We start from the raw sequence: 11998 nt of genomic DNA, 5'->3' as shown, positions 1-11998 counted from the left end.
GAAAGTCCTGTTCTAACAGGACTTTCTATTTTTGCAGTGATAAACTTTAGCAACAAATTTTTTGATAGTGCGTACTGCATTATCAGTTTTAATCCTAAAAGATGAAATCATTTGTCTTTTACTCTTGAATAGATAGAGGTTAGTAATGAGCAACGATATCAAAACCCAGGTAGTGGTTCTTGGTGCTGGCCCTGGTGGCTACTCTGCTGCATTCCGCGCAGCTGATTTAGGTTTAGATGTAACTTTAGTTGAAGCACGCGAAACACTTGGTGGTGTGTGCTTGAACGTTGGTTGTATTCCTTCTAAAGCGTTATTACATGTTGCAAAAGTAATTGATGATGCAAAAGATATGGCATCGCACGGTGTTACATTTGGCGCACCAGAAATTGATTTAGACAAAATTCGTGACTGGAAAGACAGCGTAGTATCACAATTAACTAAAGGCTTAGACGGTATGTCTAAAATGCGTAAAGTTAAAGTGGTAAACGGTTACGGAAAATTCACAGGTAGCAACACTATTGCGGTTGAAGGTAAAGACGGTGTAACAAACATCAATTTCGACAATGCAATCATTGCAGCGGGCTCAGAGCCAGTTAACCTACCATTTATTCCAGAAGACGATCGTGTTATCGATTCAACTGGCGCACTAGAAATGAAAGATATTCCTGGTGAGATGCTAGTACTTGGTGGTGGCATCATCGGTTTAGAAATGGGTACTGTATACAGTGCGTTAGGTTCTAACGTATCGGTTGTAGAATTCTTGGACCAACTAGTTCCAGCAGCGGACAAAGATATCGTTCAAGCCTACACTAAATACAACAAAGATCGCTTTAACATCATGCTTTCTACAAAAGTAGTTGCAGTTGAAGCAAAAGACGATGGTTTGTATGTAACGTTTGAAGGTAAAAAAGCACCAGCTGAGCCTGTTCGTTATGACAAAATTTTAGTTGCGGTAGGCCGTAAGCCAAATGGTAACCTTTGTGATGCTGATAAAGCTGGCGTAAATGTAGATGAGCGCGGTTTCATTAATGTAGATAAGCAACTACGTACAAATGTTAATAACATCTTTGCAATTGGTGACGTAATTGGTCAACCAATGCTTGCTCACAAAGCTGTGCATGAAGGTCACGTTGCAGCCGAAGTTATCTCGGGCAAAAAACATTTCTTTGAACCTCAAGGTATTCCTTCAGTCGCTTATACAGATCCAGAAATGGCTTGGGTTGGTATCACTGAAAAAGAAGCAAAAGAGCAGGGCTTAAATGTTGAAACGGCTAAATTCCCGTGGGCAGCATCAGGTCGTGCGATTGCATCTGCTCGTACTGAAGGTTTCACGAAGCTAATTTTTGATAAAGACACGCACCGTATTTTAGGTGGCGCGATTGTTGGTATCAACGCTGGTGAAATGCTTGGTGAAATCGGCTTAGCAATTGAAATGGGCGCAGACGCAGAAGATATCGCATTAACTGTTCATGCTCACCCTACGCTAAACGAGTCTATCGGTCTTGCTGCAGAGATTTACGAAGGTTCTATTACAGATCTTCCTAATCCAAAAGCCAAAAAGAAATAGCGGTTATTAAATAGTTAAAAAACTATTATTAAACCTTAAAAGAGCGGCCATTGGTCGCTCTTTTTGCATTTTAGTCGTGCTAAAATAGCGATATCCGAAAGTGCTATTGGCATACATATCAGCATAATCGTTTTAATATTCAAGTGATTTCACCTCTATTATTAGGCATTTAACAGGCATCATGGCACATATCAATTCAGTTCGTAGGTTAAGAGAGCACGAATTACAGTTCTCAAAAAAAGAATTTAAAGCGCGTGGTGCTGCGTTAAAGCGATGCACCGAGTGTATGCTGGAACAGCGGGAATGTATTTGTGGGTCAGTCAGTCCGGTTGATACTGAACTAGGAGTTTGTATGCTTATGTATCACGCTGAGTACTACAAACCGTCTAACACCGGACAGTTAATCTGTGAGGTGGTTCCAGATAACTTTGCATATCGCTGGCAGCGCACAGAAGTTCAGGACGAGTTGTTATCGTTATTAAACTCGGAGACTTGGTTTCCTATAATTGTATTTGTTCATGATGCCACCGAGCCTGCACGGCAAATTCACAACATACCAGCTAAAAGCGAAATTGATGGTAAACGCCCACTGCTTATCTTTCTAGATGGTACATGGCGACAAGCCAAGAAGATGTTCATTAAATCACCTTATTTGGATAGCTTTCCCGTTTTGCAATTATCTGGGTTTAACAAAGGTGCTTATCAGTTACGAGAGTCATACCATGAGCATCACTTAAGTACCGTTGAGGTCGCTTTCGAATTATTTAAGCAAAATGGTGAGTTAGAATTAGGTGACACATTAGAACGATTATTCGATAACTTCCGTACTGCCTATCAAGTGCATAAGCGTTGAAAAAACAGGGTGAAAAAATGAAATTATTTATGGTCTACCTAGGTGGCTCAGCTGGAAAATCAAATATCGAAGTACATGATATCCGTTTTGTGCTTGGTAGTACTATTGATGACACAATCCCTGAACTTATTGAACAGTGGTATGGAGATAGAAAAGGGTTACATATCGACTGCTACATGGAAGTTAAACATATTGATGGTTATCAAGTCGAAATTAAGACAGTCCCAAGTTCATCACCTCTAGGCTTATATTTTGTGAACCTTGGCGGTTATCAACCTGATAAGTTTACCGAATTACATGAATTTGGCTTGTTCGTTGCGACATCGAGTGATGATGCAAAACAGCAAGCAAAAGCGTCATTGATGACGAACGGTAGCATCCCTCACAAAGATAATTTAATGAATGTTGATGACTGTTTCCCAATCAATTTGTTAGATGATCGCTTTTATATACATTTAACTGAAAAGCCGGGTGGTCAAGCTTTAAAACCGGACTGGTTTGGTTATCGCGTAATTGCCTAAATTAGTAATCTAATTGACTGAAAGCACTCACCTTGTGTGCACTGATTACACACGTTGACTTTAAATCTCCTTTCATTACTCTAGTGTTAATTATAAAAAAGTAATATGGATTGGGGATGAATCAAATGAAAAAACTAACTACGGTTGCCGTTGGCGTCGCGTTAGCCTTGGGGGCGCTGTCATTAACCGCTTGCTCACCAAAAACAGAGCAAACTACACAAGAAGTAAAAGTTGAAGAACAAGCAGAAAAGCAACTTACTTCCGGTATCTCATTAGAAAATATGGATACTAACGCCGCGCCACAGGAAGACTTTTATGTTTACACGAATGGAACGTGGTTAAAAAATCAGGTAATTCCTGCAGATAAGTCAAATTACGGGTCATTTACAAAACTATATGACGATGCACAAAAAAACTTAAAATTAATCATTGAACAAGCCTCTGCAGACCAGAGCGCGGCGGTTGGTAGTGAACAACAAAAACTTGGAGACTTCTATAATTCCTTTATGGATGAAGCGTCCGTTAATGCAAAAGGTGTTGCGCCACTTAAGCCGATGTTTGATTCAATCGACAATATAAAAACTCACGACGACGTTGCTGAAATGTTTGGTGCCTTATATCGTAAAGGTGTGAGTGGCCCGTTAGGTGGTTATGTTTACAACGACGCCAAACAATCAGACCAATACATTTTTTATGTTGGACAATCTGGTTTAGGTCTACCGGACCGAGATTATTATTTTAAAGAAGATGATAAAAGCAAAGCAAATCGTGAAGCATATGTAGCCTATATGGCGGACATGTTTGATATGGCAGGTGTTCCAGACTCAGAGGCCGCAGCAAAGCGTGTTATGGATTTAGAAACAAAGCTTGCCGACAAAATGTGGACACGAGTAGAGAGCAGAGATGCTAATAAACGTTACAATAAATACTCTACTGAAGAGTTTGTTGAATATATGGGCGGTTTTTCTTGGGAAAAATACGCATCGGCTATGGGACTATCAACTACCGAGCTTGTGGCTAGTCAAAATACGTACTTGAACGCATTAGGTGAGATGTTTAAAGATATTGATATTGCGACATGGAAAGAATACATGAAGCTTCGTACTTTATCTGAATTTGCATCGAAACTATCTACCAACTTCGCTGACCGTAATTTTGCTTTTTATGGCACAACTCTGCGCGGAATAGAAGAGCAACAACCTCGTTGGAAACAAGCGGTATCAGGAGCAAACGCTATTCTTGGAGAAATGTTAGGCAAGTTATACGTTGAAAAGCATTTTAAACCAGAAGCGAAAGAGCGAATGGAGCAACTCGTTCAAAACGTAATAAAGGGTTTTGAAGTCGGTATTAAAGAACTGGAGTGGATGACTGAAGAAACGAAGATCGCAGCGCTAGAAAAGCTGTCTAAGTTTACGCCAAAAATTGGTTACCCAGATAAATGGACCGACTATACGGCACTTGAAATTAAGCCAGATGACTTGGTTGGAAACTATATTCGTGCCAGTGAATTCGAAATTCAGAAAAACTTAGACAAGCTAGGTGGACCAATTGACGATACTGAGTGGGGAATGACGCCACAAACAGTTAACGCTTATTACAGCCCAGTTAAAAATGAAATTGTTTTTCCAGCCGCAATTTTGCAGCCTCCTTTCTTTAATTTAGATGCTGAAGATGCAGTAAATTATGGTGGTATTGGTGCTGTTATTGGGCATGAAATTGGTCATGGTTTTGATGACCAAGGCGCGAAGTACGATGGTGATGGAAATCTTAGAAACTGGTGGACTAAAGCTGACGAGGAAAACTTCCAAGAGCGTGGTAAAAAGTTCTCTGAGCAATTCAGTAGTTTTCAGGCTTTAGAAGGCGAATTCGTAAATGGCGACTTAACGCTGGGTGAAAATATTGGTGATTTAGGTGGTTTAACAATCGCATTTAAAGCTTACAAAATGTCACTAAACGGCAAGCCATCTCCAGTGCTTGACGGCTTTACGGGTGAACAACGTGTATTCTTAGGTTGGGGACAAGTATGGCGTCGCCTATACCGTGACGAAGAGCTTCGCACTCGTCTGGTAACTGATCCACACTCACCAAGTCGCTATCGTGTAAATGGTATTGTGCAGAATATGCCTGAGTTTTATGAGGCGTTTGATGTTAAGCCAGGAAACGCACATTATTTACCAGAAGAAAAACGCGTAAAAATTTGGTAATAATCTAAATTTTATCGGACATGAAATAGGCTTAAGCTTATTCTTTGTTAAAAGCCCAGCCACTTTGGTTAACATCCAATAGCTGGGCTTTTTGTTATTTAATGTGGCTCAACGTTATTATTGCTCAGATATTAAATCCGTTCGTACCTTCGAAAATCGAGCAAATCTAGGCAATCCACTTTTACTAAATCCAGAATATTCATATGAAATTATATCGCCCACTTTAGGTGGGTTTTCGCGTTCTTTGTCCGTAAAGCCAGAGCCAATTTTAAAAATTTGTCCTTTATTATTTCTAACCCACAACGCCCCTAACATACCTTTGTATTTGCCCTTCCCTGGCTGATAAGCGGTGACAATGGCTTCCGCATCGTAGAGCGGTTTTACTTTGAAAATACCTTTGCTTCGTCCCCGTTCATATGTGGCATTACCAACGTTTAACATAACTCCTTCGCCTAATTCAGCGACGATATGGTTAAAGTATTTAGACAATTCAGCTTTATTATCAAAGACTGTATGAGTGACAAGTTTAAGCCAACTAGGGAAGGGCTGTTGTGAATCAAATATCGACTGAAGTCGTTCTTTACGCTGATAAAAAGCAAGGTTATTGATAGGTAAGTCAAATACCATGTATTTGATGTTACGCCATTCACTATCATCTGCGACCTTACGTCGAATAGCCGCAGATACATCGTCAAATCTATTTCTCGCTATCCATAGCTCACCGTCAAGTGCGTGAGTCGGAAAGGCTTCAGTAAACCAGGTTGGCGCATTGATTAGATTACCTTGCCGAGTTAAAAAGTGGCTACCTGTCCAATACGCTCGCACGCCATCGTATTTTTCACTGACATAAAAGCCCGAAGTATTGTTCGGCAAAGATGAAAGCATTTTTGTGCTGGCTAACATGACGTGTGGAATAGCATTGGATGCAAAAACAATTGGCGGTATTGTGATAATTAAACAAATGAGTAGGGTAATTAAAACAGGCATCTTCTTTCCTTTTTATTGAATATATTTAAAGGCTAGAAGAGGGCGAAAGTAAATTCCGCTGTACTTAGATAATCTGTACGGACAGTAAATAAAAAAGCCACTAAAATTAGTGGCTTTAAGAGGAGTGCTTCGCTAATCACGCGGGTTTACGCTACTTACGTAACAACGTCTCGTTTATTAGCTTAGCTGTAGGAACCGTTATAAGTTTTTATCAAAGTATCGAACAATTGTTTTTGCTAAATGTAAGCCTGTTTTCTTGCCTCGGATACTGTGCTTACTGCCAGGGTAAGTCATAACATCAAACTCTTTACCTAAGTCTTGTAAGTGCTTAAATAGCTTGGTTGCGTGAGTAAATAATACGTTGTCGTCCGCCATACCATGGTAAATTAACAAATCACCTTGTAGACCATCAGCGTACATAAATACGTTGCTCTTATCATAGTCTTTGCCATCAACGCCTGGGTGACCCGCGTAACGTTCAGTGTAATGTGTATCGTATAGTGTCCAGTCTGTTACTGGCGCTCCAGATACACCTACTTTAAATACATCAGGAGCTTTAAACATGCTCATAATTGTCATGTAACCACCGTAGCTGTGGCCATAAACACCAATTCGATCAGGGTCAACAAAGTCTAATGTTTTTACATAGTCCATCCCAACTAACTGGTCTTGTAATTCAACTTCGCCTAGGTGCTTATAAATAGGATCTTCAAACTTTTTACCACGATTGTAAGAACCACGATTATCAAGTTGGAAAACCACATAGCCTTTTTGGACTAAGTGTTGAAGTATAAAGTTACGACTACTCCAACTATTTGTCACAAGTTGAGCGTGAGGTCCGCCATAAACATAGTTGATAACAGGGCGTTTACCTTTGAACCCTTGAGGTTCAAAAATACGGTAATGCAATATTTGGCCATCTTCAGCAGTTAATGTGCCAAAGCGAGGTTTAACCCAGTCAGAAAGATACGGATAAAGCGCATGATCTTTGTTTACTTGATTTTGCTCCATCCAAGTTAGCATTTCACCTGAAGCTTTATGCAAACTCACTTGTGTAGGCTGCGCTGTGTTGGAATATGAATCTAAATAAATACTAGAGTCTTTCGAAAAAGTAATACTATGGAAACCGCTACGCTTAGAAACCTTAGTGATCTTTTGAGGTTGATCTAAATTAACGCTATAAAGATGACGCTCAGTAGGTGTGTCTTTTCGACCCGTGAAATAGACGTTACCGGTAGACTTATCGAAGCCTTCTAAAGAGTCAACGATCCAATCACCTTTCGTTAACTGCGATAATACTTTGCCGTTATAGTCGAAGTGATAAATATGTTGGAATCCATCACGCTCAGACGCCCATAAAAAACTATCGTCTAAATAAACGAGTGCTTCATGTAAATTAATCCACGTATCTGACTGTTCGGTAATAATGACTTTTTGAGACAATGATTGGCGGTCAACAAAACGAAGCTCTAATTTGTGCTGAGCTCGGTTTTGCCACTGATAACTAAATGTGTTGCTATTAGGTAACCACTTACCGCGTGTTAAATAAATGTCTTTATCTTTGCCTAAGTCTATCCAACGAATCGCGTCTTCCGACTTAGTTACATCAAGTAAACCAAGTTCGATATTTACGTTGTTAGTACCGGCGAACGGATAACGTTGATTAAATAGCTTAATGCTATCGGCGTATATTTCGTTACGGGTTGCCACTTGTACCGGAGTTGTGTCTACTTTTGTAAGTGCAATGGTTGACTCATCAGGAGACCACCAATAACCTGTCATTCGCTTCATTTCTTCTTGAGCAACAAATTCGGCCATTGCAAATTTTGTTGTTTCACCACCCGATGTGGTTAATGCTCTTGTTTTGCCCGTTTGAATGTCGATTACATATAAGTTCTGATCGCGAACAAATGAAACAAACGTGCCTTTGGGCGAGAACTTAACATCCGTTGCAAAACCTTCACCATTAGTTAATTTTTTGGCTTTGCTTGAACCAAGTTTGAAGTAAAAGATGTCACCATTTAATGGGAATAGTAGTGCAGAGCCATCGGCAGAGAAGGTATATTCTAAAATACCTTTGCCAAAAATTCTTTGGCGCTCACGACGTGCCTTTTCCTCGTCTGATAAGTTTTCTGGACCAGAGACCAATGACTCAGAGTCAACCAGCATTGAACGTTTGCCAGTTTCAACATTGTATTGCCACAAATCAAAACGATTGTAGTCGTCTTCTCGCGCTTGAATGTATGTTGCGCGCTGACCATCAGGAGATAGTTTTAATTTTTTGGGCGCCGTGCCTGATAGGGAAGGATCGTCATAAATGCGTTCCAGTGTTAATTTTTCAGCGTGTGCCGTTGAGCATAAAACAACAGCAAATGCACACAGGGTGTTAATGAGTTTTTTCATATTATTTTCTTATCGTTAACAGATTAACAAAATAGAGCTAACTGCGCTCTGGGGTGAGCCAATAATGCCAGAAGTTTACTAGCGATTAAATAGATAAGAGTTTGATATTGAGTTTAAGAGGATGAGCGTGTAAATTGCCCGCCGCAAAATCAGGATAACAACAATAATAATTAGGAACATGAAATCGTCAAGCAAGCTTACAAGGCTTTTCGCCGCGATTGTACTTTTTACCTCTGCTCAAACATTGGCAAATGAGCAAACAAACACCAACCGCAACAAACACTAAAAATTAACCCTATTGCATTTATTGGATATAGTTTTGGTGGCGAGGATGTTGGTAGCCTAACTATCAAATAAACGACACAACGCGTTTTGGCCTTGGTATTACCCAGCATACCGGTGTTGAGTTATCCACTGAATTTGATCGTAACAATAGCTCTGATAAGTTTAACAGCGCACTCGGTTTCTTCGCACAAGTTTCTTTTAAGGTGTCGGAGCAATTATATGTTTCAGGCCGTTATACAAGTATTGATTACGAAACAGATCCGATTACATCTTACGGATATGGTTATCAATATAAGGATCAACTTGAAGTTGATGGCTCTAGTATTGGCCTCTTTATGACATATGTAATAGCTAACTAGGTATAAATTAGTTCAAATTAACCCAGTTTCTGTAAAAGCGCATTACAAAAAAATTAGTCAGGCATTTTTAAATAGAATGCCTGGCACAAAGAAACGAAGCTTGGATGATATTCTCCGGTTTCGTCTCTTGTTATTATTTCTGAGACATCATTCGTTAACGCCTCCTTGTCAGAACTATTACTCTTTGAAATACCGTTGTTGACCGTGTTTTTTATGGTTGGGTAGCTTAATGTTAGGCTTATTAAAACTCGGTTAGCTTTAATTTTATTGGTAGGCTTGGAGTAAGTAAGCGCCCGCTTGTAAAACCCAGCCTGTTCTGCAAGATTAAGAAAAACAGCCGCTTCCGTTGTCGGTAAAATCAAATCAAATCTGCCGGTCGGACTGAGTTTTTGTTTGGCAATGACGAGCAAGTCAGAAAAAGGTAAACCCGAATTGTGTCTTGCGGTATTTCGTGCAACATCATCGCCAATTAACGAGTCACTAAAATAAGGTGGATTACAGATAATTAAGTCATAGTTTTGCTCTACAGCGTCACGATTTTGATCCGACTCATGGCTCCAGTCTAAAACGTCAGTATTGAACACTCTAAACGAGCTAGCCCATGGACTTTTTGAAAAATTAAATTGTGCTTGTGCTGCCGCGTCGGCATTAATTTCAATCGCATCAATTTGTATTGGTTCAATTGATAAAACAGAAGACTCTTTTTTATCTGCAAGGTTGTGCAGTCGTTGCGCGACCATTAACGATAATAATCCAGTACCTGTGCCGATATCTAATACATGCTTTGTATCATTGGTTATATGTGCCCAAGCACCTAAAAGAATACCATCGGTGCTAACTTTCATTGCACACTTGTCGTGCCAAATACTAAATTGTTTAAAGCGAAAGTTAGGTTTTGCTGCCATGGTCAATTTTAGGCTATCCGTTATGCGAGAATTTCCGCTATAATAGCAAATCTCTGTCTGTTCCCAAGACATAAGCGTAAACAACTCGGAAATTGCATGACATTTAGTGAATTTGATTTAGACAGCCGTTTGGAAAAAGGTATTAACTCTTTAGGCTACGTAAAACCAACCAAAGTACAACAAGCGGCAATTCCCGAAGCGCTAGAAGGTCTTGATATATTGGCCAGTGCGCCGACAGGAACCGGTAAAACAGCTGCATTCTTAATTCCAGCGATACAATATTTATTAGACTTCCCACGTAATGCTCCCGGTTTTGCCCGTGTCATGGTGTTAGCGCCAACGCGAGAATTGGCTTATCAAATTCATGAAGTTGCTGAAGGTTTATGCAGTAGCACCGATTTAAAGATTGGCGTGATCACGGGCGGTATTAATTACGGTAGCCATAAAGATATTCTTGAGAAAAATAATGACATCCTGATCTCAACACCAGGGCGTTTAATGGAATATATGGATGCTGAAACCTTTCACTGTGAAAACGTCGAAATCTTAGTTTTAGACGAAGCTGATCGCATGTTAGACATGGGTTTCAGAAACTTTATGACTCGAATTGCAGAAGAATCTCGAAACCGTAAGCAGGCGATGTTGTTTAGTGCGACATTAGAAGGTCGCGGTATTATTGAGTTTTCAAAACAAGTTTTAAATGAAGCTGCTCGAATTGATTGTGATGCCCCTCGACGTGAACGAGGCAAAATAGTTGAGTGGACGCATTTAGCGGACAGTCATGATCACAAAGTGGCGATGTTGATGAATTACCTTCAACAAGAAGATGTTCAAAAATCAATTATCTTTGTAAAAACGCGTGAGCGATTAGAAGCTTTAGTGCAAACGTTACAAAGTGAAGGGATTTATGCGACTTATTTGCAAGGTGAAATGCCTCAAGATAAGCGCATGAAAGCCATAGATAAAATGAAAAACGGACGGGCAAAGGTGCTCGTTGCTACAGACGTAGCCGCTCGTGGTTTAGATATCAACGATATAACGCATGTTATTAACTTTGATATGCCTAGAACTGCAGACGTTTATGTACACCGAATTGGCCGCACAGCTCGTGCAGGCGCGAAAGGTTTTGCTATTAGCTTTATCGAAGCGCACGAAATGCCAGTATTGAAAAAAATTGAACGATACACAGATCAAGTCTTTAAACACCGCAAAATCGCAGGTTTAGAGCCTAAAAATAAAGAAGCTAAAGTGCCGGCGAAAAAGAAAAAGCCGCATAAGAAAAAATTAGCAAAGGCAAAGGCAAAAAAATCGAAGAAGTAAGTTAGGCCGTATAACTAAAAAGATTTTTACATACGGCAATAGGTTTTAATTAACTTACATTAAAAGGGAAAACCATGAGCAATGACAATATTAAAATCGGTAAACAGTTCTCGTTTATTTTTTGGATACTATTTTTAGTCATAGGTTATTGGTTTTTCTCTGATCAACTCGCATCGCAACAGAATCCAAATCAACGGCCAGTTAGTTTTGTAGATGGCTCAACAAGTACATTAGTCTTGAAACGCAATCGACAAGGGCACTATGTTACATCGGGTTATATAAATAACCAGCCCGTAACGTTTTTATTAGATACCGGAGCAACCGATGTGGCGGTGCCTGAAGCTATCGCTAATCAAATTGGTTTGCAAAAAGGTCAGCCGGTACGAGTTGGTACCGCAAATGGCACAGCCGTCGCTTATCGCACTGAAATTGATCAATTACGCATAGGGGAGCTTAGATTAAATAATCTTCGCGCTTCTGTCTTGCCGGGCATGAAGTCAAATCAGATATTGCTTGGTATGAGCGCACTTAAACAAGTGTCTTTTTCTCAAGTTGGCGATGAGCTCACCATACAGTTGAGCCAAGGTTATTAGA

Annotated in this window: 9 protein-coding genes; 6 read left to right on the top strand and 3 right to left on the bottom strand. The window is 40.0% G+C overall.

Going from position 1 to position 11998, the window contains the following annotated elements; genetic code table 11:
- Positions 1–145: 145 nt before the first annotated feature.
- The 4 genes from lpdA to J9318_RS12525 all read left to right on the top strand — a co-directional run bounded on the left by lpdA (position 146) and on the right by J9318_RS12525 (position 5145).
- Positions 146–1567: a dihydrolipoyl dehydrogenase gene (gene lpdA, locus J9318_RS12540; RefSeq protein WP_210560229.1), complete on the top strand. Its 1422-nt coding sequence runs from the start codon at positions 146–148 to the stop codon at positions 1565–1567.
- 181 nt (positions 1568–1748) lie between these two features.
- A complete protein-coding gene (locus J9318_RS12535) occupies positions 1749–2420 on the top strand; it encodes a tRNA-uridine aminocarboxypropyltransferase (protein ID WP_210560228.1) in 672 nt (223 codons plus the stop codon).
- A 17-nt stretch (positions 2421–2437) separates the two neighbouring features.
- Positions 2438–2941: a DUF1543 domain-containing protein gene (locus J9318_RS12530; RefSeq protein ID WP_210560227.1), complete on the top strand. Its 504-nt coding sequence runs from the start codon at positions 2438–2440 to the stop codon at positions 2939–2941.
- Between the two features lie 125 nt (positions 2942–3066).
- Entirely contained in the window at positions 3067–5145 is a 2079-nt protein-coding gene (locus tag J9318_RS12525) for a M13 family metallopeptidase (protein WP_210560226.1), read from the top strand.
- Between the two features lie 117 nt (positions 5146–5262).
- On the opposite strand, the gene J9318_RS12520 is transcribed toward J9318_RS12525, so the two are convergent.
- The 3 genes from J9318_RS12520 to J9318_RS12510 all read right to left on the bottom strand — a co-directional run bounded on the left by J9318_RS12520 (position 5263) and on the right by J9318_RS12510 (position 10084).
- Positions 5263–6132 (bottom strand): DNA ligase, encoded by an 870-nt coding sequence (locus tag J9318_RS12520; protein ID WP_210560225.1) that lies wholly within the window; start codon positions 6130–6132, stop codon positions 5263–5265.
- Between the two features lie 198 nt (positions 6133–6330).
- Positions 6331–8535: a S9 family peptidase gene (locus J9318_RS12515; protein WP_210560224.1), complete on the bottom strand. Its 2205-nt coding sequence runs from the start codon at positions 8533–8535 to the stop codon at positions 6331–6333.
- 697 nt (positions 8536–9232) lie between these two features.
- Positions 9233–10084 carry a tRNA1(Val) (adenine(37)-N6)-methyltransferase gene (locus J9318_RS12510; protein WP_210560223.1) on the bottom strand — a complete coding sequence of 284 codons (852 nt, stop codon included), beginning with the start codon at positions 10082–10084 and terminating at the stop codon, positions 9233–9235.
- Positions 10085–10180: 96 nt separating this feature from the next.
- Here J9318_RS12510 and srmB point away from each other — a divergent pair, with 96 nt between their 5' ends.
- The gene (gene srmB / locus J9318_RS12505) at positions 10181–11404 is read left to right on the top strand and encodes an ATP-dependent RNA helicase SrmB (protein WP_210560222.1); all 1224 of its coding nucleotides are present in this window, start codon (positions 10181–10183) and stop codon (positions 11402–11404) included.
- 74 nt (positions 11405–11478) lie between these two features.
- The gene (locus J9318_RS12500; RefSeq protein ID WP_210560221.1) at positions 11479–11997 is read left to right on the top strand and encodes a retropepsin-like aspartic protease family protein; all 519 of its coding nucleotides are present in this window, start codon (positions 11479–11481) and stop codon (positions 11995–11997) included.
- Position 11998: the final 1 nt, after the last annotated feature.

Source organism: Psychrosphaera aestuarii (genome assembly GCF_017948405.1).
GTDB lineage: Bacteria > Pseudomonadota > Gammaproteobacteria > Enterobacterales > Alteromonadaceae > Psychrosphaera > Psychrosphaera aestuarii.
Note: the sequence above shows the minus strand (reverse complement) of the source record. Positions and strands in the feature narration are given on the sequence as shown.

Coding starts and splice junctions, on each gene's coding strand:
- lpdA (WP_210560229.1), top strand. CDS start 146: ATGAGCAACGATATCAAAACCCAGGTAGTGGTTCTTGGTGCTGGCCCT.
- J9318_RS12535 (WP_210560228.1), top strand. CDS start 1,749: ATGGCACATATCAATTCAGTTCGTAGGTTAAGAGAGCACGAATTACAG.
- J9318_RS12530 (WP_210560227.1), top strand. CDS start 2,438: ATGAAATTATTTATGGTCTACCTAGGTGGCTCAGCTGGAAAATCAAAT.
- J9318_RS12525 (WP_210560226.1), top strand. CDS start 3,067: ATGAAAAAACTAACTACGGTTGCCGTTGGCGTCGCGTTAGCCTTGGGG.
- J9318_RS12520 (WP_210560225.1), bottom strand. CDS start 6,132: ATGCCTGTTTTAATTACCCTACTCATTTGTTTAATTATCACAATACCG.
- J9318_RS12515 (WP_210560224.1), bottom strand. CDS start 8,535: ATGAAAAAACTCATTAACACCCTGTGTGCATTTGCTGTTGTTTTATGC.
- J9318_RS12510 (WP_210560223.1), bottom strand. CDS start 10,084: ATGGCAGCAAAACCTAACTTTCGCTTTAAACAATTTAGTATTTGGCAC.
- srmB (WP_210560222.1), top strand. CDS start 10,181: ATGACATTTAGTGAATTTGATTTAGACAGCCGTTTGGAAAAAGGTATT.
- J9318_RS12500 (WP_210560221.1), top strand. CDS start 11,479: ATGAGCAATGACAATATTAAAATCGGTAAACAGTTCTCGTTTATTTTT.